Genomic DNA, 26,427 nt, shown 5'->3' with positions numbered 1-26,427 from the left:
GTAATGACGACGTCATATTTGCATGATTAAGTGAGCTTACTAAATGATCTTATTTCTTCACCGCTGTTATTTTATCGATACCAGCATTGGCAAGTTGGTCAGCTATTTCATTGCCTTCAATACCAGCATGGCCCTTTACCCATTTCCACGTCACATCATGACGCAGACTTTGTTCATCAAGTTTTTGCCACAAATCTTGATTTTTCACTGGTTTTTTTGATGCCGTTTTCCAGCCTCTTTTTTTCCAGCCTTCAAGCCATTCCGAAATGCCTTTTTGAACATAAGATGAGTCGGTATAAAGTGTTACGTCACACCTTTCCTTTAAAGCTGCTAACCCCTCGATGGCCCCCATTAACTCCATCCGGTTATTGGTTGTTTCTGGCTCTCCACCACATAGCTTCTTTTCATGCTCACCAAAGGTTAACCATGCTCCCCACCCACCGGGACCCGGGTTGCCTTTACAAGCACCATCTGTATATATGACAACTTTTTTCAATCTTGCATCTCTTTTACAATAGGTTTAGTAATAGAAGGCACTCGAACGCGTGCTCGCTTCCAACGAGGTTTAATCGCAATGTGGCGACGAACTTGTTTAGTCGCCGTAATAATATACACACCACCAACAGGCAACCGTGTAAGCTCTAACGCTTTACCAATACGGCCCATTTTTTGATGCCAGGATGCTTTCCTGAACGGAGGCCTAAAACAGATATACTCAATCGACGTTAGCGTTAAACCCGCTACTTTTAGCCAATCTTCCAAACGTTTTGGCGCAATGAATCGACTACACCAAGGTGCATTTAACCGCTTGGACGCTAATTTTCTTACCCCCCATGTGCTCCATGGATTAAAACCAACAATCACAACCTTCCCACTTGGCAACAGGGTTCTTGCGACTTCACGAACGTCATCATGAGGAGCATCAGAAAGATCAAGAGAATGGTGCATAATATGCACATCAACACTGTCTGAATCGATTGGTAATTCATTTGAAAGACTAATCAATGTATTTTCTGACGCACCCAGCTCAACCGCAGGCGCAAGTAAAATGTGATTCCTGACATGAGATTTAGTTACTTTGAGTGCCAACAACGGGCTTTGAATTAAAGAAAAATAACCAACACAACCATCAATATGTCGTTCGATCACGGTCAACTCATCTTCCAAGACACGCTGACCTAGATCGGATTCATACCAATCTTGGAATAATTGCCTTACTTGCTTATCCGCCATACAATCAACTCAATTTTTCTATTTTAATGGAAATGTCTGTAAACATTCCAATCGTTTATTCCAACTCTTTTTATTACTGTGAGCATTTATGACCATTCTACCCCTACCCGCGTTTAATGATAATTATATCTGGGCAATTTTACATAAAAGTAATAATGAAATGTGGGTTGTTGACCCTGGTGATGCAAAAGTAGTAATGGACTTTTTGCAGCAAAATAACAAGAAGCTGATCGGCATTTTAATTACCCATCATCATTTTGATCATACTGGTGGCGTTAAAGAATTAAAAGAATACGCTAAATGCCCTGTTTATGGACCGCACCATTTAACTGAATTGGTAACACACCCAGTATCCAATACTGATCCTATTTCAATTTTCGATCGTTCATTTGAAACAATTGAGACACCTGCTCACACGCTCGATCACCTTTGTTACTTCTCTAATACCCACTCAGATCCCATGCTATTTTCTGGTGATACGTTATTTCGTGGTGGTTGTGGGCGATTAATGGAAGGCAGTGCAGCCCAAATGCTGACAGCAATGAACCGTTTAAAAGCCTTACCTGATGATACAAAAGTGTACTGCACCCATGAATACACACTCAGCAACTATCGTTTTGCACTCAGTTTAGAGCCTGATAATCAAGTACTTATCGAAGCCGACACTCACTGCCAGAATTTAAGAAAACAAAACACCCCAACATTACCAAGCACTCTCAGGCTAGAAAAAGCCTGTAATCCTTTTATGAGAACAGATAACCGTTCGCTTTTAGCCCGCGCAGCTCAACAAATAAACGAACCAATTAGCACAGATAATAGCCAACAATTTGCCCAGGTTAGAAGAGCAAAAGATGCTTTTAGTTGACCTATGGACTCAGCTCTATAAAATGTCTCTACTTTTTTATCAGAATAAAGGTTCCAATGCGTAAATACACTCTTCTACTCATCACTGCCAGTTTGATCCTCACAGGTTGTCAGTCCTTAACTCAAAATCAAACCAGCTCTCAAGAAGAGCCAGATAGCACAACGACTCTAAAAGTAGCACAAGCGGAGCCTGTTCAAAAAACGGTGGTCGAAGCGGTTAAAACACCTTCTCTCAAAATCGAGAAAGCAGAAGAAAACGCTATTATTGTTGAAGAAAATCTCTGGAATCGAGTGCGTTCTGGTTACGCGTTAAACCTTGAATACGATAAACCTCGTTTGTTCAGCCAAGTGAAGTGGTACAGCTCTCACAAGTCCTATCTAGACAGAGTGTCTAAAAGAGGCGAACGCTATCTTTACCATATTGTTGAAAAACTAGAGCAAGCCAACATTCCATTAGAGATCACCTTTTTACCCATTGTGGAAAGCGGCTTTGATCCATTTGGCTACAGCCATGGCAGAGCATCAGGGCCTTGGCAGTTTATCCCTTCAACAGGATTGGCTTATGGTTTAACTCAAGATTGGTGGTATGATGGCCGTCGTGACATTGTCAGCTCTACGGATGCAGCAATCGCCTATCTTACTAAACTAAACCGTATGTTTGATGGCAATTGGCTACATGCATTAGCAGCGTACAACTCTGGTGAAGGCACGGTTATGAGAGCCATCAGAAAGAATAAAAAGGCAGGAAAACCGACTGATTTTTGGTCTTTAGACTTACCAAAAGAAACCCGCGCTTATGTTCCAAAATTAATTGCACTGGCAAAGATTTTCAAAAACCCTGAAGAATATAAATACACACCTTACTTCATTGAAAACAAACCGTATTTTGACATTGTGAATATCGGTAGCCAAATTGACCTTGCTGAAGCAGCAAAAATGGCCAATACCAGCATTGATGAAATTTACCTATTAAACCCGGGGTTCAACCAATGGGCAACATCCCCTAATGGCCCACATAGGCTGTTAATTCCAGTTGAAAAATCGCAAGAATTTAAAACGGCACTCGCGACCATTCCAGAAAACCAAAGAGTCACGTGGGTTCGGTACACCATTAATGCAGGTGATAACCTTTTATTAATTGCTAAGAAGCACAACACCACGGTCAATGTGCTAAAAGATGTCAATAAAATGTCATCCACTCTTATTCGAGTGGGCCAACAATTAATGATACCTGTTGCAGGTAGTAAAATTGAGAAATACACACTCAGCTCTCATCAACGCCTAGCTCAAAAACAAACCACGTCACCAAAACGTAATCAGTTAAAAACCAATCACACAATAAAATCTGGTGACACTTTATGGGACATTGCAAAAAAGTACAAAACCAATACAAAAACACTGGCCCGCTGGAATAACATGGGATTGGCTGACCCTCTAAGACCTGGAAAGAAATTGGTTATTTGGCAACAAACTACCGTAAAAAACAATTACAGCAGCAGCCCATCTCGCCCAAGCATTGTGAAACGCGTTGTTTATACCCTGCGTGGCGGAGATTCATTGGGGGAAGTCGCCCAGAAATTTAATGTCAGCGTAGCCAACATAAAAAAATGGAATCCAAAAGTTGGCAGTAAAAAATACGTGCAACCGGGTGACAAAGTTACTTTACTGGTTAACGTAGTTAGCGGTTAGTTCTTTACAATCTGATCAAAAAAAGGGCCATTGCTTCTGCACTGACCCTTTTTTATTTGTAATTTTACTTGTAATAGCAATTACCTAAAACGCAATTCGCCAAAACACAACACATTAAAACGTAACATCTGCCTTCTAAAGCAATTTAATGACTCTTTACTCGTATCGACATAGGTACGCAGTTTGTTCGCTCACAATAACATTAAAGCGTAAGTTCGCTTCTACAATAAAGGTTTCACCCTTTAAGAAAACCTGCCAATCGGTTGCATTCGGTAGACAAACTTTCAAAGCACCTGTAACCACTGTCATATATTCGCGCTGTGATGTGCTAAAAGTATACTCTCCTACAGCCATTACACCTACAGTGGACGTCCCTTCACTATTATCTAATGCAATGGACTTAACTTGGTCATCAAAATAACTGTTTACCGAGAGTGTAGACATACTAACCTCTTGATTGATCTTAAAAGAAACGAATATACGACTTTTTAAGAAAGGGACGCAATAGTCTTTGTTATGTTTCTGCCTGAGAAGACTTAATTTCTTTCGTCAACCAAGCTTTAAAGGCTAACATTGCCGGAGTCATTGAGCGGCGCTTCTGATGCACCAAATAGAAAGATCGGTCAGTAATCAATTGCTGATCAAAAAGAATCTCTAAGTTCCCTGATTCAACATCACTTTGCACTAACTCAGGGTCTACAAGCGCAATGCCTAAGCCCTGTATCGCTGCGCCAGCTGTCAGCGACCCGGTAGAAAACATCAAACCTCGACGGAATAACTTTGGATCCAAGCCGTGTTGCTTTATCCAACCACGCCACTCTTCTTTTCGTTTGATCACATGCAATAAAGGATAAAAACGCATGTCTTCAGGACAATTAATCGGCATGTCTTTTTTGATGAGAGTGGGATTGCAAACAGGCACAAGGGCAACAGACTTTAAGAAATGCGATTCCACATCGTCCCATTCTCCAAGGCCAAAATACACCGCTATATCAATGTCCGCCACATCGAAATTAATTAAGCCAGACGTAGTACTTATTTCTAATTCAATTTCAGGGTGCTGAGAATAAAAATCGCCTAACCTCGGCATTAACCAACGGTTCAGGAAAATAGGTGTCACTGCTAAGTGCAAAGAGCCTTCATTTTGTTTACTCAACATATCGTTGGTAGCCACTTCAATGAGCTCAAAGACACGCTTAATCGGCTGGATATATTCTTCGCCTGCTTCGGTTAAAATGACCTTTCTTTTAGTGCGATGAAACAGTTCGATCCCAAGGAACGATTCTAAGCTTTTTATCTGATGGCTAATTGCAGAAGGCGTAACAAACAACTCTTGAGCCGCTTTGTTAAAGCTGCCGTGCCGTGCTGCCGATTCAAATGATTTGAGTGCATTTAGTGGTGGTAAACGATTAATATCCTTATCTCCATATAGATAAGTAAAACTATAAATTGCCTAGAATATACAACCCTGTCAAGGGTAATGTCTTCGGTCACCTAATATCGTTTATACTAAAAAACCAAACGGCTGATTTGATTTAGCCTAGTTTACGCTTCAGGATCATCATCTACAGGCAATCTACGTTTACTTTTTGGTATGCGAAAAGGTTCAAAGCCCGCTTGCTCAGATAGATTAAAACGTCTTTTAGACCCAGAGGATTTTTGCATCTTTTTTGTCGCTTTGTGAGCCTCTTTTGGCGCTTGTTTTTTCGAAGCTGTCCCCACCTTCTTCGGAGCTAATCCTCTAAAGGAAGATTCTAACGATGGAACAACAGCAAAGACAAATTGACGCTGCAAAAACAATTCAAGATCTTTAAAATTGTACCAGTCTTTTGGCCCAACCAAAGAGATCGCATCGCCTTTAAAACCCGCACGCCCAGTCCGTCCTGTACGGTGAACGTATTCCTCTGCTTGCTTTGGTATATCGAAGTTAATCACGTGAGAAATATTGGCAATGTCCAGCCCACGAGAACCCACATCAGTACTGACCAACACTTTAAAATGACCACGGGAAAAGCTGTCCATCACTTTGTTGCGAGCCGCTTGAGATAAATCACCGTTTAACGCTTGAGTAGTGTGACCCAGCTCATGAATTATGGCAGATAAGCGAGCAGTGTCCGCTTTTGTCGCAGTAAACACAATGGCTTGTTTAATATTTTCTTGCGTTAAAAAGTACGTCAACAACGCCTCTTTATGATCAAGATGATCACATAGGTAAAAGGTTTGAGTGATGTCTTTATGCTCATCAATCCCCGAACCAATCGCCACACGTGATGGCTCACGAAGAAGAGTCTGAGCAATTTCATTGACTTCTGTATTATCCAATGTAGCGGAGAAGAACACGGTTTGTCTCAATCTATGATTCGCCGTCTCATCAATGAATTTTAACTGCTCGGCAAAACCCAGATCTAACATACGATCAGCTTCATCGAGGATAAGTAACTCTAACCCTTCTAAAAAGACATTACGTTGCTTAAGGTGATCCACTAATCGACCGGGCGTCGCGACAATAAAATGAGGATCTTTTTGCAAGGCCTTAATTTGATCATTAAAGTTTTCACCGCCCAAAATCAGGTTAGAACTGAAACGAGTCCCTGCAAGCAAAAGGCGTAATTGAGAAAACACTTGCTTGGCCAATTCGCGAGTTGGCACTAACACTACAACTCGAGGATCACGCTTAGACAAGGGCTTAACTTTAAAAACCCGATGCAAAGCCGGTAACAAATACGCAAGAGTTTTACCAGAACCCGTTTTGGATGATGCTAATAAATCACGCCCAGCCATCACTTCAGGAATGGCTCTGGTCTGTATTTCAGTTGCTTCATCAAAACCTAAATGTCGTAAGGATTGGAGAATGCGATTATCGAAACCAAAATCAGTAAATTGCAAAAAAAGAACCTCATAAATAAAGAATGTAGCGTATACCGCTAAAAGAGACGGAATTATACCTGATGCTATCGTCGTGGTAATGCGCTATTACTGCTTAACAGCCTATTTCGTCAGAATCATTTACGCATCTAACGCACCTAAAGAGTACTCTTTACCTGCACTTCGAATACAAATATGGTATTTACCATCGATCTTTTTTTCAAAACCTTGATTGACCAAATCATAATACACATTGCGATGCAGCATCGCCTTCATACCATAACGCATCGTGATATAAGGTCTTTCACCTTGAGGACCTTGCTCCGTCCAGAGGTCACAATCCTTCCCTAACGTTAAAACATCGTCTACTGAGGTAACAAACTGAATAAGAGTCTCGTCATTAGATTTATTTGAGCTGTTATTTTCTAACGGTATACATTGAGACCGATTTACTAGAAACGGAGCGTCTTCTACTTGGATTTGAACTTTTTCATGAGGTGTCACCAAGTAATACTCTCCCTCTTCTAGCCACAAAATTCGGCTAAACATCTTTTTCATTGAGGCTCGAACCATAGGAACACCTTCGTGAACCCATTCACCATTTGCTTGAATCACCAAATCCATATCGCCACATAATTCAGGATGCCACAGATGAACAGGAGGCAATTTTTCATCGGACTTTATACTGGATAAATTTAAACCTTTCATACATTTCCCTCCATAAATTAGCAGACCTCACTTTAACATTAATAATTTTCAGCACCAATAAAGAGATCTTGAATTCATTTCACTGTTAAAATAGCGTCATCCAATACGGTTCGAAACATTTTCGACCACTGGTTTGATATCTGTTTTTAAATATGAGTGTGAGATTATGAAATCTGAGTTAGCAACAAAATTCCAAGACCCTTCGCGAGGCGTTTATTTTATCGGTACAACTCCACCAAAATCCTCAACAGAAGACACCATGCTAACTGAAATCTCTCAAAAACTCATGGACAGATTGAATCATATTGAAGTCGATGGCTTAATTGTCTACGACATTCAAGATGAAAGTAGCCGTACGGATAAGCCACGCCCTTTTCCTTTTATGGAAACCCATGATCCAAGAAAATGGTCTAATCGCTTAAACACATTATCTGGAAAACCCGTTATCACCTATAAAAGTGTGTCCGCGCGCTCAGAAGGCGAATTTATAGGCTGGTTGGATGAGTCATGGAGCACATACGGCATTCGTGATCTTGTTTTAGTGGGATCACCTTCTTCTGAAAGCGACATCAAATTACCTTTAGCCAAAGCGTATCACTGTCTCAAAAATCAACCTCAAGCATTTAACTTGGGTGGGGTTACTATTGCAGAGAGACACGCAATAAAAGGCGATGAACACACTCGCCTAATGAATAAGTCAGAGTCCGGTTGTGACTTTTTCATATCCCAAGCGGTCTACAACCCTCAAGCAACGATAGATTTGATTAGTCGTTACGCTCGCGGCTGCCGTGATCAAGGCATTCAACCGAAAAGAATCATTTTAACTTTTACACCTTGTGGCAGCGCAAAAACATTGGAGTTTATGGAGTGGCTGGGCATTTCGGTTCCTGAAGCAACTCGTCATCGTATTCTTGATGCAAAAGAACCACTAGCAGAATCCATTAGAGTATGCCGCAACGCATTAGAACAAATTATCGAAGCGACATTGGATCTAGAGATTCCACTTGGTTTAAACATTGAAAGTTTAACCAATAGAAAAAGTGAAATTGATGCCTCTATTCGATTGTTTAAACTATTAAAAGCGACGTTAGATCTAAAACTGGCGGAGCGGTCGCTATAATAGTAACCAGTAAAAAACTGCATAGAAGAAGCAACAAATACCTATATTAAGGCGTTTGTTGCTCTTTTTATTTCTGGATACTGGTAAGTTCTCATTTTTTAAAATACAAATGCGTAATATGAAGATAATAACTTACCGTGGATTCAGAGCTTAAACCGCCTATGCCCCCTGTTTTTTTGTATGCTATGAGATCGTCTCCCTGTTATCTTTATTTGCTCCTGAATTTAGGCTTCTGCTGTACAGTGTATCCTGACTATTAAACAATAGAACAGGGTAAGGTAAACCTTATACCCGCCTCTATTGCTACAGAAAATCCTTCTTAATTAAAAGCAATACATAATCTAAACTGAAAATGAAAAGCACAATAAAAAGGGACGCATCAAGCGTCCCTAAAAGAGTATCTAACAAGCCGAGGTTTAAGACAAATCGGCCACTTCTTTTTCAATCATTTTTCTAACAATCTCTTCATCAGCAACGATATGTTCACTGTCTTTGCGTAACGATTTGACCAATCCCCACATCATCGCGATTAGGATAAAGGTGAAAGGCAATGCCCCTGCAATAGATGCAGCCTGTAATGCTCTAAGCGCTTCATTACCACCCATCAACAAGACAACCAGAGTAACCAATCCTAAGACAGCACCCCAAATGATACGTTGCTGCACAGGAGGACGACGGCCAAAAGACAACAGTCGACCCAATACAAGGGTGCCAGAATCTGCTGAAGTTACAAAGAAGATAACCACCACCACAAGCGCACATGCTTTTGCGATCAATGCAGGAATACCCGGTGTTAATACATCAAAAGAAGCATAAATCGTTCCAGCATAATCCCAATTCTGTACAGATGTATTGTAAATAGTCATATCAGCGCCATATAGAGACTCATAAATACCTGCAGAGCCAATGACACCAAACCACAACAAAGATACAACAGATGGAATAAACATCACACCTAAAACAAACTCACGAATGGTACGACCACGAGAGATACGCGCGATAAACAAACCAACAAACGCAGACCAAGCAATCCACCACCCCCAATAAAAGATAGTCCAGCCACCCTGCCAAGTACGCTCTTCAGGGCTACGAGCCGTCCATAGTGTCATAGAGATAACATTGGATACATAGTCACCCAAAGAGGTCAGTGAACTCGCAATGATGTAATTGGTTCCCTCACTAGAAATTAAAAAATACGCCAAAATAGCAATACAGATATACGAATTTGTCGTCGATAAAATTTTGATTCCTTTTGCGACACCACTCGTAGCAGACAGTGTTGCCATGACGGTCACCAAAATAATTGATACAACAGTGATAGTTTGATTTGTTTCTTCAATGATACCCAAAGAGACGAGACCCGCACCTATTTGCTGTACACCCAACCCTAACGTTGTTGAAATGCCAAAAATGGTTCCCAGTACCGCAAGAACATCGGCAGTATGACCAATCGGCCCATAAATACGATCACCAATCAGTGGATAAAGGGCCGAGCGAATCGAAAGAGGAAGCCCTTTTCGAAACGCAAAATAAGCCAAAGAAAGACCAACAATGCCATAAATTCCCCAAGCAACAGTCCCCCAATGCAAAATGGTTAATGTCATACCACTCGAAGCCGCTTCTGCAACAAGATAACTAGGCAAAGGAAAACCGGCATCCCCCGGAAGCAGACCAGCAGCTAATGCTTCTTGTTTAGCCGTAAAAAACTGACTTACCGCCAACTTAGCTTCGCTACTCATAAATGGGTTGCCACCACTCCAATCACTAGCAAAATGGATCATAGGCTCTGACATAGAGAAGAACAGCATTCCTGCACCAGTACCACAACCAAACAGCATGGAGAACCAAGCAAAATTGGAAAACTCTGGACGCTCATCATCTCGACCAAGTCGGATAGAACCCGCTTTGGAGAACATGACATACACACAGATAATAAAAGCAGACAACATCACGACAATGTAGTACCAACCCAGAGTTTGCTCAATCCAGCTTTTAATCCCTAGAAACTGCTCGCTCGCTGTTTGTCCTAATAAAATGGTGTAAAGCACAAAGACAATAACAAGTGATATGGCGCTTATCCCTAAGGTTGAATTCAACCCCTTCAACACACCGCGCTTTTCGATCAGCGCCTCTATCTTTTCATTACTTAACATAGATGTTCCTTTTTGGTTTTTTTAATTAGGCTTTAACGTCAAGCCGTTAACGTAAAAATTCTTTCTGTTTTTTTATAGCTCCTTTTTTTGTTATTCAAAGAAAACACTCAAGGTGCAAAAAACGATGAGTGCTTGTTGTTTCAACTTTTTTAGAAGTTAAGAGAGATAATTTCAGAGGTACAGTTTCGTTATTCATACATAAAATGAGCGCGGTATTATCCTTGCTCCACTGCAAGCACTCTTAAACGGCTTTTAAACTCAGACCGATCAACATAACAACCATGCAGGTGACGGAGGCCACTGGTGTCTTCAAATTTATTACGGCCATGTAATACACGGCGGTTATCAAAAACCACCATTTGCCCCGCTTGCAGCCTGATCTCAATTTTGAATCGTTCGTCACGTAAACGCGCCATCAAATTACGATAAGCAAGGTAATACTCATGCATAATATTGGCGGGTAAATCAAAAATATCAGCTAAATGAGCGTTGTATTTAATCTCAACAATGTTGCCAAAACTGTCGACATTAATTACAGGATGATGTTGGCGAATGTCGTGTTCTTTATCATAAAAACGAAATGGAACAGCGTATTCAGCCAATATTTTAAAATGATCAGGGCATTGTTCACGCAATTCTTCCGCAACACGTAGGCCATCAACAAAAGTAGACTCACCGCCAACACAGTCATTCGCCAAACAATGTAAAAACTGGTAACCCGGTGGCGTTTCTTGATTCGATAAATCGGTATGCAAAGGCAAAGAAATAGAAGTATATGCCAAATTGATCGGAGACTCTACAGACACCACATCGAACGTCGTCCCGAAATTTGTTTGACGCAAATAATCAACACGTGTCGCAAAATCTGTTGTGGATGCAGCCGTATCAGGCATACCTTCAACAAGGGTTAATCCAAATTTATCCAACTCAACCATCCATTGGTATAAATCTGCATCATTGTTCATCACATCCTGATATTGAGCACGAGGAATACGATTCACAAAAGACGTGTCCCAACTTTGATACGTACTTAAATGACGATCACTGTTCATTCGAGAATAACAACGTTTATACAACCATGTTTGTAAAAAACTGCTTTTATGGCCCGCTTCTGACCATTCAATGTTCAACTTGTCGTTATTCCACTCAACATTAAGCGGGTGAATGTCTTCACTCACACTCAGCAAGTCAAAATCTCTTTCCCCTGTTTTTTCATGAAAAGCCGTTGAGCAATTATCTCTTAACCAAAGATAATGAAATTCAGATTCCGTACCATTACTCCATTGAACGCAAAGGCTATTCTTATTTTGCTGAATGGATACGATGCAAGCATCCTCTGTCGTTATGTTTAAATTGGTTACTTCTGAATGGGTTAATGCCATGATATCTAACTCCTTCGTACAAAAACTGCTTAAATAGCAGATCCTTACTATGCTAGATACATTGTATTTTTTATGCTAACAACATATTCTCTACAAGATAATAAGCTAGGCTAATGCAAAATATGAAATCAGATCTTCCCTCAATGAATTGGGTCAAAACATTTGAAGCCGCAGCACGATTGCTTAATTTTAGTGCAGCCGCTCGTGAGCTACACATGACTCAATCGGCTGTTAGCCAACAAATTAAATTATTAGAACATCATTTAGGTGATGATCTGTTTACCCGCAAACATAGAAAAATCGTCCTAACAAACAGTGGGCTGGCCTATTTACCCGTCGTGCAAAGCGCCTTAAACAACTTACAACGTAAAACCGCTGACATTTTTTCCCCAGTAGGAAAAGGCCGCCTCGTTCTCCATGTAAACTATGCGTTTTCGTCTTTATGGCTTTCAAATAATTTATACAAATTTTGCACGCGCTATCCTGGTATCAGATTACAACTCGTTCACTCAAATTGGGACAAAGCTTTTTCCGAAAGCGGTCACGACCTTGCCATTATGAATGGAAACGGCAATTGGCCGGACTTGAGTTTAGACGCATTAATAGAAGCAGAGGTTCAACCTTATTGCTCACCTCATATTGCCAAATTAATTTCGGATCCCTCAGATTTACTGTCATTGCCTTTGATTGAAGTATTAGGAACCAGTCACTCTTGGACTCAATGGTTTGAAAAGATAGGTATAGACATTGATTCAAATACCGTTATTTACCACAAGGTAGATACCTTGCTTGCCGCCACACTTATGGTGGAATCAGGGCTTGGTGTGATGCTAGCCTATCCAGATTTATTTGCTAAGCAGTACCTCAAACACAAATTAATCGCCCCCATTGATGTACGAATTAAAACAGAAGACAACTACTTTTTGGCCTTTCCTAAAGGCAAGCCCTTATCAAAATCCGCGACAGTCTTCCGTGACTGGCTATTAGAAGAAATGACAGACATACAACCAGAATTAGTCGCTACAGAACATGCTCGCTAAGACTGGCCGTCACTTTTTCTAATACCTGCTCCAACTGAATGTAAGACATAGCATGAGCATCATGGACACGTGCGGCCCACGGAAGCTCTGCGACAGATTTACTGTATTCTTTCTCGGCTAAATCATCGTACACACTGACTACTTTAGACAAATCTTTATAAGGCCCCGTTCTTTTAGGATTAGAATGCGCATACAATCCAATCACAGGAGTACCCACTAAAGTAGCAATATGGGCTGGGCCAGTATCGGGAGCAATCACCAATTTACTTGCGTGTATTATACTGAGCATTTTTGAAATAGACGTTTTTCCAACTAAATTAGTCACTGCATGACTTTCTATTGAAGGGTCTTCTAATAATGTATTGGCAAACTCTACCTCTGTTGACGCAGGGCTGCCTGTCAACACGACTGGAATATTACGTTCTGCAAAAAAATGAATAAGTGAGCGATACCCCTCTAACGTCCAGTTCCTTTCTTGTTTTGATGCGCTTGGGTTAATCACAACAAACTGATCAGGCAAAGCAACAGTCAATGGCTCCAAAATAATATCGCAAGACTCAGGTAATTCCGTCACATCAATCGCCTCAGCTAACGAGAATAACGCATCCAATACATGAGGGCCTCTTGGTTCAGGGGCAAGTTCATTGACAAACCAGCTCTGCTTTTCTCGTGAATGACTAAGAGCAAAACCAATCCTTTTCTTCGCTTTTATCATGCGACTTAACGCACTGGCACGTAGAGACCATTGCATATGAAGCAATACATCAAACGTCACATGAGACAACGCCCTTCTTAAAGCGATCATGCCTTTAATACCTGCCTTTTTGTCGTATACGCACACAGTCACAGCAGGCAGATGTCGCACAATATGAGCTTCTAAAGGACTGGTTATCCATGTAATGCTCGCATTTGGATACCGCTTTTTGATTGCTGAGACAACAAACATAGCATGACAGACGTCCCCCAAGGCCGAGAGCCGAAGAATGGCGATGTGATTAATCTTATCCAAATTCATTTTGCCTCAAGTACTGCGTTCAAACCGCGTCTATTATAGAATACCTAATAATATAAAGTGAGTCAGATACAAATTTAACTCACCAAGCCTTTACTCATATTAAATGTAAAACTGATCAAAAGATGCCGCAAAGACAAGTAGTTAGTAAAAATATTGAATTATTACTCAGTGAGACCACACTGCCTATCATTTCTGATTGGTTTTCTGCAAACTACTGGCAATCACGTGATGAACTATCAGGCATCGCATCTGGTAGAGGGACGGTTTGGTTTATTAAAAACACACAAGGTGAGTTTGTTTTAAAGCAATATCGACGAGGAGGCGTCATTTCGAAGTTTATAAAATATCGTTTTTTATTTGAAGGTTTTCAAAAAAGCCGCCCTTTTCAAGAGTTGAGCTTACTTGAAAGCATGTTCAACCAAGGCCTCCCTGTTCCTAAACCCATTGCGGGAAAAGTCATCAAAAAAAATGGCTTTTACGAAGCGTTTCTACTGACCGAAACATTGAGCAATACAAATGAATTATTTGAATTAGCCAGAAATGCAATACCCATTAATTGGTATAGTGTCGGGCAAACAATCAAACGATTTCATCAAGCAGGTGTTTTCCATTCCGACTTAAATTGCCATAACATTCTGATCGATAATACAAAAAAGGTTTGGTTGATTGATTTTGATAAATGCGACCAACGCCCCCCATCATCAGACTGGCAGGAAAGCAATTTACAGCGTCTTTTACGATCATTAAATAAAGAGCAACAAAAACACAATGACTTTCATTTTTCCGAAACGCATTGGGCTCAATTATTAGAAGGGTATCATGGCTAAATCGAAAAAAATAAGCACTTTAAATCAAAGTATTTGGCCCTATTTAGCACCTCGATATTGGGCAACTTGGTTTGGTGTTGGTATTGCGTGGCTATTAGCGCACCTCCCATGGAAACTACAACACTTCTTAGGCAAAAACATAGGTCGTTTATTATACAGGCTAAGCCCAAGAAGGCGTAATATTTGCCTAAAAAACCTCAACATTTGCTATCCAGACATGCAGAAAAATAAACGAGAAGTATTGGCAAAGCGCCACTTTGAAAGCATGGGGATGGGCTTATTTGAAATGTTAGTAAGCTGGTTTTTTCCAGTTGAGCATACTGCATCTCGCGTTACTTTCTCTGGGGAATCACTCTTAGAAGAGACGTTTAAACAAGGCAAAGGCTGCATCATTATTGGTGGACACTTTTCTTCTATCGACCTTTGTGGAGGTCAAATGACACGCTTTGTTAACGTCCACCCCATTTATAAATTACAAAGCAACCCCGTATTAAATTGGATTATGGAGCGACAAAGAGAACGTACATTCGAGAAAACCATTGAACGTAGCAATATGCGAGAAGTGGTACGATCTTTAAAAAACAACAGAGCCGTTTGGTATGCAGTAGATCAAGATTATGGCAGAAAAGTGTCCGTATTTGCGCCTTTTTTTGGGGTTGAATGCGCGACCATCGCCCATATAGGCAAGGTATCAAGAATCACAAACGCCCCCGTTTTACTATACGATTATTACCGCACAAAAACAGGCTATCATATTTCCTTACAACCCACACCTGAAGGCTTTCCGTTTATGGATGATGTAGAGAACGCGACAGCCATGAATAAGATGATGGAACAGCTCATTAATAGCAAAAAAGAACAGTACTTTTGGACACATCGACGTTTTAAAACACAAAAAAACGAAAACGATAAAGGGCCATATTAATAATATGAGCCTTGACGTCTTTTACTTTCCTACTCGTTATCAAATGACTGAACTCGACCCACTTCCCCTGTATCAAGCCTAACCTTAATGCCATGGGGATGGCTTGGTGATTTTGTCAGTAACCGTTCGACTTTACCTTGAGTTAAACAACCAGAACCTTGATCTTCTTTTTGAATGATATTTACCTTTGAACCGATCTTAATGTTGGCTCTTGATGGTATAGACATAATATTTCCTAATAATAGATCATCCATTAATGACTAAAAAAAACGCCTCACAAGAGGCGCATTCTTTTTATCTCAAACAAAAGAACCGTATATTTTGCGGATTAACGCATTTCTACTTCTTCAAAATCATCATCTTCGTACTCATCAGACAATTCAAAGGCATCATCGCCTAAATCATCGTTCACAAGCAATAACGCCTCTTCGTATGCGCCACCGAATTCAATTCGAGTAATGTCATACAAGTCATATTCATATGTGTCATCAAACCAACGAGCATCCGACCCAATTTCTTCTAGCTCATAGGTCACTTCATCGGATTTCAAAACTCGACCGATTTCACAGCTGTCACTTTCAGATTCTTCACGATGTAAAGTAACCAGACCATACTCTTCACTAATATCAATTAATAGCTGACCAAGATCACCTAATTCAAACTTAGGCACATCAACTTCTTCTCCACGAAGCTCCAACACGCGTTTTTGAAAATCATTAAACGGGGCAGGATGAACAAAATCACTAATGTCTTCCAAAAATAATATTTGATAGCCATTCAGCCGAATACTTTCATCCAACAATTGTATAACAACCATTTCTTCATTGGCTGCTACTACAAAACCATCACTCCAACTATCCGGACCTTCTAGGTCTTCGCGAAATATACGAACTAAATTATTTCGAGTACGAGCTTTTTCCAATTCGATGAGCATGTTGGCTCCCTAAAGCAAAAGTAAATAATTACAGAGTCCTAGTGTAAACCCAGCCAGCGCTACTAACAATCTTATTGAACCACTTCATGCCAATTTTCTATGATTCCACTCAAATCATCCAATCCGCATTCAGCTTGAATGCCTTCTTCAGATGTTTGGTAAAAATCACTTTGAGTATCAAACATAGCGACAATTTCGTCTCTGGCATCAGACATGTCCACTTTGCGGCTAACACTCACGCCACTTTTTTGAATAACGACGTCAAAGTTCCCTTGAATAAAGTGACTCATCTCCTCTTCATTTTCAGCAAAACGAATGTATTGAAGTACTTTTTGAATATCCGTTCGTGTTACTAAATGCTCACTGATCCAATCCCCTATTACAGAGAATTCATAATCCATTTGAACTCGATAACCCAATTCATCTTCGCTGTATGCTATTTCATAGTTCATAACTTTTACTCACCTATCTTCTGACGCGTTGTTCGTAGAATCACCATTAAATTTCCCTGATACTTCTAGTTTAGCTCTATATTCTTTATTTTTCTGCTGCTGTCTTTGTGGAATAGCCGCTTCCAATCGAGCTTGTTTTGCCGCTTCTTTCGCTGCTTTAACCTCTTCGACCTGACGCTCTTCTTCTGCTATCATTGCAGGGGTTTCCATAACAAACGGGCAAACAATACCAGCACGCGCATCCGTTAAGAAAACTTCTGCGGCTTTATGCATATTTACTTTACCGCCAGCCCTAAGACCACCACGTTTTTGACCTATGATTGTTAGAACCTCATCTGACGTAGCAGGCATCTCTTTGATCTTATAACGCGTCATCAGTGCTTCTGAGTAATGCTCCATGAAAAAGTCAATACCATCCAAAGCAACTAACTCATAATCCATGGCCGTATTTCTTACTGCCCCAGTCACCGCCAGACGATAACTCGCTCTTGGACTTTCAATTTTTGGCCATAAAATCCCAGGCGTATCTAATATTTGAAATTCAGGGGTAACTTTCAGTTTTTGCTGACCTTTGGTCACCGCAGGTTCATCCCCTACTTTGGCCACACGCTTGCCGATTAAGGCATTCATCAAACTGGATTTTCCTACATTTGGAATACCCGCAATCATGGCACGAATGGGCTTTTCAGCCGTTCCACGATGAGGAACAAGACGTTTTACCCACTGATTTAAATTATGCAGATCCGTCTTATCCATCGTTGAAAAAGGTTGTGCAGTAATAGAGTCATTATCTCGCCAATGGCTTAACCACAAAGCAATGCGTTCTGGATCCGCTAGGTCTTTTTTATTCAACAAACGTAAAACAGGGACATCACCACGTAACGTCGAAAGCATGGGGTTTTGGCTAGAATCTGGAATCCGTGCATCTAGTACTTCGATTACAAGATCAACTTGAGGCATAACGTCTTCTATTTCACGTCGTGCCTTGTTCATGTGTCCTGGAAACCACTGAACGCTCACTTACCCACCTCTTTTTTCTTCATGCTAATAATGAAACGCATAATACCACAAACACATCGAATTCTTTTTATGAAATGGATTTTTCATACAGTTGATAAAAGGGCTAGCCTTCCCCCTATATAATAAAATCACTCCTTCCCCCCTAAATGAAGTAAGCAAAATATAGAAAGTCAGAGACGCACCTCACAAAATGATACACATGTACCACAAAATTACGTTCTACAAGGAGAGCTTCATTGACGACATTACTCGAATAAACAGAAGCAATGACCGATAAAACTCGATTAACGAAGACAGAAGTCATATTGGCTCATATGAAGAATGATCGAAAGTTGGATCTAGAAAAAAGAAACAATTTTACTGATGTTATCCGACACAATACTCTGCTCTTCTGCGGCATCCACAATACGTTGAGCTTGTTCCATTATTTGATCAATTTGTTTCATAATAACATGGTAAGTTCATTCGCTCGTTCAACTTGCTCCTACGAAGACCCTACTATACCGATACTGACCCTCATTCTTTCAACTGCTTGAGTACTCTCATCACTCAAATGAGACAGTAGGGTTTCAATTTCGTTAACACGGCCTTATGAACGCGGCTCTAACCTTCGGACCTCATCTGTAATCACAGCAAAACTACGATCTTGCTCACCCGCTCTAGCCGCTTCATTGGCCGCATTAACAGAATGTAATGTACTGTCTGAAATACCTTTATTCATTGACAAGTTACTCATAAAAAGTCCTCATTTTATTTATAGGAGATTGTAACCTTAAAAGCCAATTCACTATAGGTGAAGTCAATGACTGCTTATATTAGGTTGTTTACATAGGCGTGCAAGAATTAGTCATCCGATGCAATAACACTAAAATATAAATCAATTAATACACGTATTTAAGATCGGCTAAACGTAAAAGACCCAGCCAACATACGTAAGTTCTCAGCCAAAATAGATTGTTGCTCAGCAGCGTCCATTATCTGAGAGCCTGCTTCAAAGTTCACTGTTGAAAGCGAATCAATACTGCCCACTTTTTTAGCAATCTCACCTGTGGCAACGACTTGATCCTGAGTTATAGAGGTAACCTGAACACACTGTGAATTAATGTGAGCAACCGACTTTTGAATTTCATTTAATTGACTTGACAGCAATTCTGTTTGCTGAACCGATCCATCAACTTTTACCGTAGATGCCTCAATGCTTGTCGCAACATTATCGGAGTCCAATTGAAAACGGGTGACCATTGATTCAATTTGATTCGTCGATTCTTGCGTTCTTTGAGCCAAGGTTCTGACTTCGTCAGCAACTACAGCAAAACCCCTCCCTTTTTCACCAGCCCTCGCTGCTTCAATTGCAGCATTCAATGCCAGTAAATTTGTTTGCTCAGCAACGGCTTTAATTACATCAACAATAGAGTGTATTTCACCACTACTGGCACGTAACTGTTTGACTTGTTCATTCGCTTTAGACATGTCATCTTTCAGTTTCCTCATGTTTTGCACTGTCAGAGAAACACCTTTGACACCACTTTCGGTATTTTTTTCAACTAGGTTTGCGGATTGCAAAATGTTCTCCGCATTAGAAGACACGTCCTTAATAGAAACAGACATTTCTTCTGTTGCTGTAGCAACTTGAGTGGTTTCACTTTTTTGTTGATCTAAATTACCGGCTGTAGAAGAAGTGATGTTTGTTGTTTCTTCTGACGCTGCTGCAAGCTGAATGCTGTTTGATTCTATTTGACTCAATGTCTTTTCAAAGGTGTCCATCATGTTGTTAAAATAGCTAGCACAGTTACCTAACTCATCTGATGATAAAACACGACTTCTTACAGAAACGTCTTTTTTTTCAGACGCTTGAGACATAGATTGAATCAACGATTGAATTTGACTGCTGACTTGACGCACAAACAAAGTCACAATGACAACAACTAATCCAATAACACCTATAGAAATAGCATCAGTAATCCATATATCCATAGTAATCGAGTCTAACTCTTTTCCAGCATCGGATAGAATATCACTGGAAAGCTTATCTTCCATTTCTTTCAAAGCATTAATACGATCAGTCGCAACAGAAAACCATTCTTGTGAAGGTACATCAAAGCCACCTTCAATGTATTTCATTACTGCCACAGCCCTCATAGACTCAACGGTAGAAAACGCATCTTTTTTTGTTATTCCATCATAGAAGTTAATTTGATCCCCAGAAGCCAGTGTTATGAAATTATTCAAATAAGCCTCTTGTTCAGTTACGAGCTGTACCATTCGTTGGAATTGGTTCCCTTGGAAGGATTGATTATTGAACACAGCACTCATTACCGCTCTCTCAACTCCGGCCCTTTCTTTCGCTTGAAGGAAGTTAAAATAGGCTCTCAACTGCATCACTAAATACGCATTGTCATTAAGTAAGGCAGAGGTTGCGCTGACTGACAGCAAATTAGCGTTTAATCCGGTGTAATAGGGAATCGCTTCGCCAACTTTGATTGAACGTTGATCAACTTTTTGACGGATGTTATTTAATTGGTTGATTTTTGATGAAATTGAACTGTTTATGTTCACTATGGTAGAGGTTAAAGCAGACGAAGAAAGGCGCTCCATTTCTCTTTGTTGATTTGTTAACGCATCATCTGTCGTTTTACGTTGATCATCCAGTCTGTTTTTAAACGAGTTATCCCTTTTTCCAGAGCTCAGAAATCCTGCTGTTAATCCTCTTTCTTTTTGCAGTTCATGCACTAAATGGCTACTAACAATAGAATAATTAAGCAACTCGGTTAGCTGCAATATCGAATTACGTGTCTGAAAATTTTCATAGGTTTTTTGTCCCGCAAAAAACAATAACCCAGCTAATAACGGAAATAATAAAACAAACAATTTCTTTTTAAATGACAAATGCTTAAACACGCTTTCCACCTTCTGCTTCAAAAATATGCATTAATGCATAATAAAATTGGATTAACATGATAAGTTTATTTCCACTAAAAATAAAATAACTAATACATTATTCAATAAATTATTCTAATAACTGTAAAGCACTAAACGGAAAAGAGATCCTCTGCAAAGAAGCATAATCACTTACTATGACATTGCTCATGAAGAACAAAGAGAAATTGTAAATAGACGATTACAAACCGCCTATTTATTAGAAGGGAAGTTCATATAATATTTCGTATGTTTACAGGTTAATCAAACGTCAAACTCTGAACACTCCCTGTTTCGAACGATTTAAATGCGGCATCGGCTATCAATAACGCTTTTCTTCCATCTTCACCAACAGGGTAATTTTCAATACCCGATTTTAAGCCTGTAACAAACGCATCCAACTCATGCTGATAGGCCGCGGCATAGCGCTCCAAGAAAAACGCCATGGGTTTTTGCGACGTCATACCTTTATCTGATGCAATGGATAATGTACTTTCTGGCATATTATTGACGGTTAACATACCACCACTTGCATGCACTTCCACTCGTTGATCATACCCATAAGAAGCACGACGACTGTTAGTAATCACCGCCATTTTTCCACTTTTGCAGGTTAGTGTAACTATCGCCGTATCAACATCACCCGCTTCTTTAACATGATCCGAGGTCATGGATGATGCTGTCGCGTAGATAGAAACAGGGTCTTCTCCTAATAACCAACGGGCCACATCAAAATCGTGGATGGTCATGTCTCTAAATAGCCCACCAGAGCTATTAATGTAGCTACTTGGTGGCGCTTCTGGGTCACGTGAGGAAATGGTAACCATCTCTACAGAACCCATGTCACCCGAATCTAAAACGGCTTTCAGATGAGCAAAGTTAGGATCAAAGCGGCGATTAAACCCCATCATTAAAGGCACGCCCTCTTCTTTTACAATAGTTAAGCAGGCATTAACTCGTTCAATAGACAGATCCACTGGTTTTTCGCAAAAGATGGCTTTCCCCGCTTTAGCTGAGCGCTCGATTAAATCCGCATGGGTTTCCGTAATCGTACAAATCAATACGGCGTGCACGTCCGAGTCATTTAGAGCGTATTCGACTGAAACAGCTTTCGTTCCATATTTTTCAGCGGTTTTTTGTGCGACATCATCATTCATATCAACGACGTATTTCAGTGTGCAATCTGCATTTAATGCAACGTTTTGTGCATGAATCTGACCGATGCGACCTGCACCAAATAAGGCAATATTAAACATTGAAGGCTCCTTTTATTATTCAAATTGGAGAAAGGTATTGGAAGGTTTTAAAAGATTGATAAGGAACAAGCCCAATACTGGGCCTGTTCCGTCAACAAAGACAATATTAATTGAGCAAACGAATAATACGTTCGGCTTCGGCCTGAACAAACGGCATGGCCTTTTGCATAAAATACATTTTGTCGAATTTATGAGGCTCTTCATTCATAAGACGTCTTAAGTTTTCACCCATAGCCATGCGTAACGAAGTCCCTATATTAAACTTGGCCACTCTCGTTTGCTTCAGCTTAAGGATGTCTGCTTCTTTAATACCAGTCGTTCCATGAATAACCAATGGAATATCGTTGACTTTATCGGCAATTGATTCAAGTAACTCATAATCAATAATAGAATCTGGAGTGGTTAAGCGATGAACATTACCAATCGCTACCGCCATCGCATCCAAGCCGCTTTCTTCTGCATATCGACGGGCATCTTCAGGCGTTGTTTTAATGGATTTAATGTGGTCGCGACCTTCTTTATAAGCCACAGAACCAATTTCACCCTCAACGCTCACCCCTAATGCATGAGCAACTTGTACAACATTATTTGTACGGCGAATATTCTCTTCTAAGGGCAGTTGAGAACCATCAAACATAACCGAAGAGAAGCCGTGGTGCATGGCGTTAAAAACAATGTTTTCTTCATAAGTATGATCTAAATGCACACACACTTTTGCCGAACTCGATGTCGCTAGAGAGACCAGCATTTTGCCCAATGCTTCCACCCCCATAAAATCGACCATGTCTTTATTCGCAGCCAAAATAATGGGCTTTTTTAATGTTTCTGCCGCGTCAACAATTGCACGCCCTTCTTCATAGCCAAATACATTACAACAAGGAATCGCGTAATTAGAATTCGCCGCATCGGGCAAGATCTCGTTCAATGTTACTAACATTACCACCCCCTCATTATTTGAATTTGTTGATCATGTCCTTAATGCCTGGAATGGTATGCACTTGATATTCATGATGAGGATCAAAGTACTGAATTAAGGACTTAGAGTGCTCACCTACAATCACGGTAAAGTAATACATTTCATAGCCTGGGGCCGCAACACATGGGTGGTAGCCCTTATCAATCGCAATAACACTGCGGTTTTTAATATGGTAAACAGGGCCTATATCATCTTCGTGTTCGTATAAAAACTGTGCCCCAAACCCTTGATCTGGGTTAAAACGGAACTGATACACCTCTTCATAGCGCGTTTCGTTTGGCGCTCGCTCAGTGTCGTGTTTATGTGCAGGGAAACCAGACCAGCCACCCGCACCAACGGTAAAGAGTTCACTCACCAATAAACGGCCCCGTTTATCGGCATTCTTTTGCCCTAAAATGTGCTTAATTTTACGATGCGTTTTTGTATCATCGCTACCATATTGCACTTGGTCGCTGTCTTCGGGCTTAATTTCAAACGCTTCCAATGTTTCTTCAAAACGTCCACCCGCAATCATGATATCGGCACTTTCTGACGTGCAAGTCACTTCAACTACTGCATTTACTGGAGCGTAAACTGCTGCTGGATTGCCGTCCCATACGTTTTTTCGTGAGCCAATATTATCAAACGCTTTGCCGTTTACGGTTATCGTACAAGTACCACCTGCCATCACAACCGCTGTTTCATATTCTACAAGCTGATATTGGTGCGTTTCTCCTTTCTCTAGAAACACTTGGTTAAAATAAATCAGCGGTGTTGTGTCATCGTTTACATTAATGATTGGTTCATTCTTATTGTCAAAAGCAGGTATATGCTTACCCATAGTAGGTTTCCTCAAAATTGATTGTGATGTCGTTAAATTGAATGAATGTTATTAAGCTGTTTCATAAGAATGGATAAAATCGGCCAACTCCTGACGAGTCGGCATGGCATCCGTACAGCTTTTTCTCGATACATTAATGGCAGCAGATGCGGCCCCCATTTTGACGCTTTCTTCTAGAGCTGCCCCTTGCAAAAGGAAAAACATCAGTGCACCAGCAAAAGAATCTCCAGCACCAAACGGTTTTTTCACATCAACAGGAAAAATTCCCTGTTCAAATTTTTTACCGTCTTGGGTGTACACCTTAGAACCATATTCACCTGCTTTCATGATGACAACCTGGGTCGCACCTTGAAGGTAATGTGCGGCCGTTTTATCATCATCACGCGCGGTCTCTTCATTGATGTTTTTATAGAGTAATTCCATCACATCAAATTCCTCTCGGTTACCAATAACCACATCCGATAAACTGGCGGCTAATTGATAATAAAGTGAAGAATCTTCAGGAGAACGCCATGAATACGCCCGATAATCCACATCTAAAACCACCACAGTATCCGTTTCTCTTGCGTACCGAATAGCGGACAAGGCCGCCTCTCTGGAAGGACTGGTTGATAACGCGGTTCCTGAAACTAACAGCATCTTTGCTTGCGCAATGTACGATTTATCAATCTGCTCTATAGACAGTGAAAGGTCGGCGGCGTTATTTCGGTAGATCACCACTTCACAGTCATCCGCTTTCATTTCTGTAATCGCAAGACTTGTCCTAGACCCAGTATCATCGATTTTCATTCCTGTTAAATCGACATCTAAGCTTTTCAAGTAAGAGCAAACATAACGACCTAAACTGTCATCGGATACACAACTAATCAGCCCCACTTTCGCACCCAGTTTGCTAAGTGCCACTGCAATATTAGCTGGCGACCCTCCAACATGCTTATCAAAGCCTGATACGTCTTCCATATCCACGTTTTCTTCATGTGCATACAAATCAACACCAGCCCTTCCTAGGCAAATAACATCCAATGCTCTGTTTACTGGGATAGATAAACTACTCATGATACTTAACCCACTTAGACGCATTGTCCGCAGACTCCACACAGCGCTCTAGCAAACGCACCCCTTCGATCCCCGCATCGATTCCTGGATACCAAATCGAATCAACAGTTGCTTGATCGTCTCTGTCTGCGGCTTTCATTACAATGCCAAAACGGCAGTACAAGTTTGACCAAGATTCAAAAAAACCTTCTGCATGGCCGCCGCCAATACGATCACTGTTTACCGCCAAATCATCGTTGTTTAAGTAGCCCATCCCACGCTCTAAGATACGAGCAGGCTCTCCTTGTACTTCGTAACTAAGCTGATTTGGACGTTCATCCCACCACTCAATACTGGCCTTTTCTCCAACAACACGAATTTTTTGCTGATGCATTGAGCCGGCATTCACACCACTGGCCCATAACGTACCAACAGCACCATTGCTAAAGTGCATTAAGACGTGTGCATTGTCTTCCAGCGGCGTTCGAGATTTCACAAAACTTTGACGGGTACAACATAACGTATCAACCTCTAAATCTGTCATAAGCTGAGCTAAATAGAAGGCATGAGTACCCACATCTCCCAGAACATAAGTAGGGCCTGACACCTCTGGATTCATTCTCCATTGTGCGCCCGGATTGTTTTTTTCAACTTCCTCAGAATGGAAACCGTGAGCAAATTGCATATTAATCACACGCACTTCACCAAGGTCTCCACGCTGAATCATCTCCCGTGCTTGATGAACCATCTGGAACCCCGTATAACCATACATCACACCAAAAATACGGTTGTTTGCTTTAGCAGTGCTCTTTAGATCCTCAGCCTCTGCAACGGTAAAGGTAACGGGTTTTTCACACACAACATGTAAACCAGACTCTAGAGCCGCTTTTGAAATCGCATAATGCGTGCCGTTTGGTGTGGCTATTGATACGGCTTGAATACCATCGTCACGCTTCGCTTCTTCTGCAAACATCGTCAGATAATCCGCATAACAGCGATCAGCGTCTAACCCCAAATTGGTACCAAAATCGCGACAACGTTGCGCATCGATGTCGAAGGCACCAGCAACTAACTGAAAATGCCCATCACGTGTTGCTCCAGAACGGTGTGCGTAACCTATTTGGCTACCACGACCACCACCCACCATTGCCCAGCGTATAGGCGTTTCTGAACGCATTTCTTCATTAAACATATTGT

Annotated in this window: 26 protein-coding genes; 6 read left to right on the top strand and 20 right to left on the bottom strand. The window is 40.8% G+C overall.

Going from position 1 to position 26,427, the window contains the following annotated elements; translation table 11 throughout:
- Positions 1 to 49: 49 nt before the first annotated feature.
- Positions 50 to 496, bottom strand: a complete 447-nt coding sequence (gene rnhA / locus ACMUMJ_RS00435) for a ribonuclease HI (protein WP_414676824.1) — start codon at positions 494 to 496, stop codon at positions 50 to 52.
- Positions 493 to 1,233, bottom strand: a complete 741-nt coding sequence (locus ACMUMJ_RS00430; RefSeq protein ID WP_414676823.1) for a class I SAM-dependent methyltransferase — start codon at positions 1,231 to 1,233, stop codon at positions 493 to 495. The genes rnhA and ACMUMJ_RS00430 overlap by 4 nt, the downstream gene beginning before the upstream one ends.
- Positions 1,234 to 1,321: 88 nt before the next feature.
- On the opposite strand from ACMUMJ_RS00430, the gene gloB reads away from it, so the two are divergent.
- Both gloB and ACMUMJ_RS00420 read left to right on the top strand, forming a co-directional pair.
- A complete protein-coding gene (gene gloB / locus ACMUMJ_RS00425) occupies positions 1,322 to 2,098 on the top strand; it encodes a hydroxyacylglutathione hydrolase (RefSeq protein ID WP_414676822.1) in 777 nt (258 codons plus the stop codon).
- 56 nt (positions 2,099 to 2,154) lie between these two features.
- On the top strand, positions 2,155 to 3,786 hold the full coding sequence (locus ACMUMJ_RS00420) for a lytic transglycosylase (RefSeq protein ID WP_414676821.1): 1,632 nt from the start codon (positions 2,155 to 2,157) through the stop codon (positions 3,784 to 3,786).
- Between the two features lie 156 nt (positions 3,787 to 3,942).
- Here ACMUMJ_RS00420 and ppnP read toward each other — a convergent pair whose 3' ends face one another.
- From ppnP to ACMUMJ_RS00400, 4 genes are all read right to left on the bottom strand, one after another.
- The gene (gene ppnP, locus ACMUMJ_RS00415; protein WP_414676820.1) at positions 3,943 to 4,230 is read right to left on the bottom strand and encodes a pyrimidine/purine nucleoside phosphorylase; all 288 of its coding nucleotides are present in this window, start codon (positions 4,228 to 4,230) and stop codon (positions 3,943 to 3,945) included.
- Between the two features lie 70 nt (positions 4,231 to 4,300).
- Entirely contained in the window at positions 4,301 to 5,200 is a 900-nt protein-coding gene (gene gcvA / locus ACMUMJ_RS00410; RefSeq protein WP_414677091.1) for a transcriptional regulator GcvA, read from the bottom strand.
- Between the two features lie 131 nt (positions 5,201 to 5,331).
- A complete protein-coding gene (locus ACMUMJ_RS00405; protein WP_414676819.1) occupies positions 5,332 to 6,672 on the bottom strand; it encodes a DEAD/DEAH box helicase in 1,341 nt (446 codons plus the stop codon).
- Between the two features lie 120 nt (positions 6,673 to 6,792).
- The gene (locus ACMUMJ_RS00400) at positions 6,793 to 7,359 is read right to left on the bottom strand and encodes a DUF1285 domain-containing protein (protein WP_414676818.1); all 567 of its coding nucleotides are present in this window, start codon (positions 7,357 to 7,359) and stop codon (positions 6,793 to 6,795) included.
- A 166-nt stretch (positions 7,360 to 7,525) separates the two neighbouring features.
- On the opposite strand from ACMUMJ_RS00400, the gene ACMUMJ_RS00395 reads away from it, so the two are divergent.
- On the top strand, positions 7,526 to 8,479 hold the full coding sequence (locus ACMUMJ_RS00395; RefSeq protein ID WP_414676817.1) for a methylenetetrahydrofolate reductase: 954 nt from the start codon (positions 7,526 to 7,528) through the stop codon (positions 8,477 to 8,479).
- Positions 8,480 to 8,895: 416 nt separating this feature from the next.
- On the opposite strand, the gene ACMUMJ_RS00390 is transcribed toward ACMUMJ_RS00395, so the two are convergent.
- Both ACMUMJ_RS00390 and ACMUMJ_RS00385 read right to left on the bottom strand, forming a co-directional pair.
- The gene (locus ACMUMJ_RS00390; RefSeq protein WP_414676816.1) at positions 8,896 to 10,632 is read right to left on the bottom strand and encodes a BCCT family transporter; all 1,737 of its coding nucleotides are present in this window, start codon (positions 10,630 to 10,632) and stop codon (positions 8,896 to 8,898) included.
- Between the two features lie 215 nt (positions 10,633 to 10,847).
- Positions 10,848 to 12,014 carry a TauD/TfdA family dioxygenase gene (locus ACMUMJ_RS00385; RefSeq protein WP_414676815.1) on the bottom strand — a complete coding sequence of 389 codons (1,167 nt, stop codon included), beginning with the start codon at positions 12,012 to 12,014 and terminating at the stop codon, positions 10,848 to 10,850.
- 122 nt (positions 12,015 to 12,136) lie between these two features.
- Here ACMUMJ_RS00385 and ACMUMJ_RS00380 point away from each other — a divergent pair, with 122 nt between their 5' ends.
- Positions 12,137 to 13,054 carry a LysR substrate-binding domain-containing protein gene (locus tag ACMUMJ_RS00380; protein ID WP_414676814.1) on the top strand — a complete coding sequence of 306 codons (918 nt, stop codon included), beginning with the start codon at positions 12,137 to 12,139 and terminating at the stop codon, positions 13,052 to 13,054.
- On the opposite strand, the gene ACMUMJ_RS00375 is transcribed toward ACMUMJ_RS00380, so the two are convergent.
- Positions 13,035 to 14,069, bottom strand: a complete 1,035-nt coding sequence (locus ACMUMJ_RS00375) for a glycosyltransferase family 9 protein (RefSeq protein WP_414676813.1) — start codon at positions 14,067 to 14,069, stop codon at positions 13,035 to 13,037. The genes ACMUMJ_RS00380 and ACMUMJ_RS00375 overlap by 20 nt on opposite strands.
- Before the next feature lie 122 nt (positions 14,070 to 14,191).
- On the opposite strand from ACMUMJ_RS00375, the gene ACMUMJ_RS00370 reads away from it, so the two are divergent.
- Both ACMUMJ_RS00370 and ACMUMJ_RS00365 read left to right on the top strand, forming a co-directional pair.
- A complete protein-coding gene (locus tag ACMUMJ_RS00370) occupies positions 14,192 to 14,896 on the top strand; it encodes a 3-deoxy-D-manno-octulosonic acid kinase (protein ID WP_414676812.1) in 705 nt (234 codons plus the stop codon).
- Positions 14,889 to 15,821 carry an LpxL/LpxP family acyltransferase gene (locus tag ACMUMJ_RS00365; protein ID WP_414676811.1) on the top strand — a complete coding sequence of 311 codons (933 nt, stop codon included), beginning with the start codon at positions 14,889 to 14,891 and terminating at the stop codon, positions 15,819 to 15,821. The genes ACMUMJ_RS00370 and ACMUMJ_RS00365 overlap by 8 nt, the downstream gene beginning before the upstream one ends.
- 29 nt (positions 15,822 to 15,850) lie before the next feature.
- Here ACMUMJ_RS00365 and ACMUMJ_RS00360 read toward each other — a convergent pair whose 3' ends face one another.
- The 11 genes from ACMUMJ_RS00360 to ACMUMJ_RS00310 all read right to left on the bottom strand — a co-directional run bounded on the left by ACMUMJ_RS00360 (position 15,851) and on the right by ACMUMJ_RS00310 (position 26,422).
- A complete protein-coding gene (locus tag ACMUMJ_RS00360; RefSeq protein ID WP_414676810.1) occupies positions 15,851 to 16,048 on the bottom strand; it encodes a YwbE family protein in 198 nt (65 codons plus the stop codon).
- Positions 16,049 to 16,149: 101 nt separating this feature from the next.
- Positions 16,150 to 16,755 (bottom strand): hypothetical protein, encoded by a 606-nt coding sequence (locus tag ACMUMJ_RS00355; protein WP_414676809.1) that lies wholly within the window; start codon positions 16,753 to 16,755, stop codon positions 16,150 to 16,152.
- Between the two features lie 71 nt (positions 16,756 to 16,826).
- On the bottom strand, positions 16,827 to 17,207 hold the full coding sequence (locus ACMUMJ_RS00350; RefSeq protein WP_414676808.1) for a YacL family protein: 381 nt from the start codon (positions 17,205 to 17,207) through the stop codon (positions 16,827 to 16,829).
- Positions 17,208 to 17,216: 9 nt separating this feature from the next.
- Positions 17,217 to 18,227: a ribosome biogenesis GTPase YlqF gene (ylqF, locus tag ACMUMJ_RS00345; protein WP_414676806.1), complete on the bottom strand. Its 1,011-nt coding sequence runs from the start codon at positions 18,225 to 18,227 to the stop codon at positions 17,217 to 17,219.
- 589 nt (positions 18,228 to 18,816) lie between these two features.
- A complete protein-coding gene (locus ACMUMJ_RS00340) occupies positions 18,817 to 18,963 on the bottom strand; it encodes a methyl-accepting chemotaxis protein (protein ID WP_414676805.1) in 147 nt (48 codons plus the stop codon).
- A gap of 158 nt (positions 18,964 to 19,121) precedes the next feature.
- The gene (locus tag ACMUMJ_RS00335; RefSeq protein WP_527195811.1) at positions 19,122 to 21,125 is read right to left on the bottom strand and encodes a methyl-accepting chemotaxis protein; all 2,004 of its coding nucleotides are present in this window, start codon (positions 21,123 to 21,125) and stop codon (positions 19,122 to 19,124) included.
- Between the two features lie 278 nt (positions 21,126 to 21,403).
- The gene (gene iolG, locus ACMUMJ_RS00330; protein WP_414676804.1) at positions 21,404 to 22,399 is read right to left on the bottom strand and encodes an inositol 2-dehydrogenase; all 996 of its coding nucleotides are present in this window, start codon (positions 22,397 to 22,399) and stop codon (positions 21,404 to 21,406) included.
- A gap of 106 nt (positions 22,400 to 22,505) precedes the next feature.
- Positions 22,506 to 23,336: a class II fructose-bisphosphate aldolase gene (locus ACMUMJ_RS00325; RefSeq protein WP_414676803.1), complete on the bottom strand. Its 831-nt coding sequence runs from the start codon at positions 23,334 to 23,336 to the stop codon at positions 22,506 to 22,508.
- A gap of 13 nt (positions 23,337 to 23,349) precedes the next feature.
- Positions 23,350 to 24,195 carry a 5-deoxy-glucuronate isomerase gene (locus tag ACMUMJ_RS00320; protein ID WP_414676802.1) on the bottom strand — a complete coding sequence of 282 codons (846 nt, stop codon included), beginning with the start codon at positions 24,193 to 24,195 and terminating at the stop codon, positions 23,350 to 23,352.
- A gap of 51 nt (positions 24,196 to 24,246) precedes the next feature.
- The gene (iolC, locus tag ACMUMJ_RS00315) at positions 24,247 to 25,251 is read right to left on the bottom strand and encodes a 5-dehydro-2-deoxygluconokinase (protein WP_414676801.1); all 1,005 of its coding nucleotides are present in this window, start codon (positions 25,249 to 25,251) and stop codon (positions 24,247 to 24,249) included.
- Positions 25,244 to 26,422, bottom strand: a complete 1,179-nt coding sequence (locus ACMUMJ_RS00310; RefSeq protein WP_414676800.1) for a Gfo/Idh/MocA family protein — start codon at positions 26,420 to 26,422, stop codon at positions 25,244 to 25,246. Before ACMUMJ_RS00310 ends, iolC begins: the two co-directional genes overlap by 8 nt.
- Between the last annotated feature and the right edge of the window lie 5 nt (positions 26,423 to 26,427).

The organism is Marinomonas phycocola (assembly GCF_047525455.1).
In the GTDB taxonomy this organism is placed as follows: domain Bacteria; phylum Pseudomonadota; class Gammaproteobacteria; order Pseudomonadales; family Marinomonadaceae; genus Marinomonas.
This window is presented reverse-complemented; position numbering and strand designations above follow the sequence as displayed.

Coding starts and splice junctions, on each gene's coding strand:
- ACMUMJ_RS00370 (WP_414676812.1), top strand. CDS start 14,192: ATGCCGCAAAGACAAGTAGTTAGTAAAAATATTGAATTATTACTCAGT.
- gloB (WP_414676822.1), top strand. CDS start 1,322: ATGACCATTCTACCCCTACCCGCGTTTAATGATAATTATATCTGGGCA.
- ppnP (WP_414676820.1), bottom strand. CDS start 4,230: ATGTCTACACTCTCGGTAAACAGTTATTTTGATGACCAAGTTAAGTCC.
- ACMUMJ_RS00395 (WP_414676817.1), top strand. CDS start 7,526: ATGAAATCTGAGTTAGCAACAAAATTCCAAGACCCTTCGCGAGGCGTT.
- iolC (WP_414676801.1), bottom strand. CDS start 25,251: ATGAGTAGTTTATCTATCCCAGTAAACAGAGCATTGGATGTTATTTGC.
- ACMUMJ_RS00400 (WP_414676818.1), bottom strand. CDS start 7,359: ATGAAAGGTTTAAATTTATCCAGTATAAAGTCCGATGAAAAATTGCCT.
- ACMUMJ_RS00350 (WP_414676808.1), bottom strand. CDS start 17,207: ATGAACTATGAAATAGCATACAGCGAAGATGAATTGGGTTATCGAGTT.
- iolG (WP_414676804.1), bottom strand. CDS start 22,399: ATGTTTAATATTGCCTTATTTGGTGCAGGTCGCATCGGTCAGATTCAT.
- ACMUMJ_RS00365 (WP_414676811.1), top strand. CDS start 14,889: ATGGCTAAATCGAAAAAAATAAGCACTTTAAATCAAAGTATTTGGCCC.
- ACMUMJ_RS00385 (WP_414676815.1), bottom strand. CDS start 12,014: ATGGCATTAACCCATTCAGAAGTAACCAATTTAAACATAACGACAGAG.
- ACMUMJ_RS00380 (WP_414676814.1), top strand. CDS start 12,137: ATGAAATCAGATCTTCCCTCAATGAATTGGGTCAAAACATTTGAAGCC.
- ACMUMJ_RS00355 (WP_414676809.1), bottom strand. CDS start 16,755: ATGCTCATCGAATTGGAAAAAGCTCGTACTCGAAATAATTTAGTTCGT.
- ACMUMJ_RS00325 (WP_414676803.1), bottom strand. CDS start 23,336: ATGTTAGTAACATTGAACGAGATCTTGCCCGATGCGGCGAATTCTAAT.
- ACMUMJ_RS00375 (WP_414676813.1), bottom strand. CDS start 14,069: ATGAATTTGGATAAGATTAATCACATCGCCATTCTTCGGCTCTCGGCC.
- ACMUMJ_RS00420 (WP_414676821.1), top strand. CDS start 2,155: ATGCGTAAATACACTCTTCTACTCATCACTGCCAGTTTGATCCTCACA.
- ACMUMJ_RS00320 (WP_414676802.1), bottom strand. CDS start 24,195: ATGGGTAAGCATATACCTGCTTTTGACAATAAGAATGAACCAATCATT.
- ACMUMJ_RS00390 (WP_414676816.1), bottom strand. CDS start 10,632: ATGTTAAGTAATGAAAAGATAGAGGCGCTGATCGAAAAGCGCGGTGTG.
- ACMUMJ_RS00430 (WP_414676823.1), bottom strand. CDS start 1,233: ATGGCGGATAAGCAAGTAAGGCAATTATTCCAAGATTGGTATGAATCC.
- ACMUMJ_RS00360 (WP_414676810.1), bottom strand. CDS start 16,048: ATGTCTATACCATCAAGAGCCAACATTAAGATCGGTTCAAAGGTAAAT.
- ACMUMJ_RS00310 (WP_414676800.1), bottom strand. CDS start 26,422: ATGTTTAATGAAGAAATGCGTTCAGAAACGCCTATACGCTGGGCAATG.
- ACMUMJ_RS00340 (WP_414676805.1), bottom strand. CDS start 18,963: ATGAGTAACTTGTCAATGAATAAAGGTATTTCAGACAGTACATTACAT.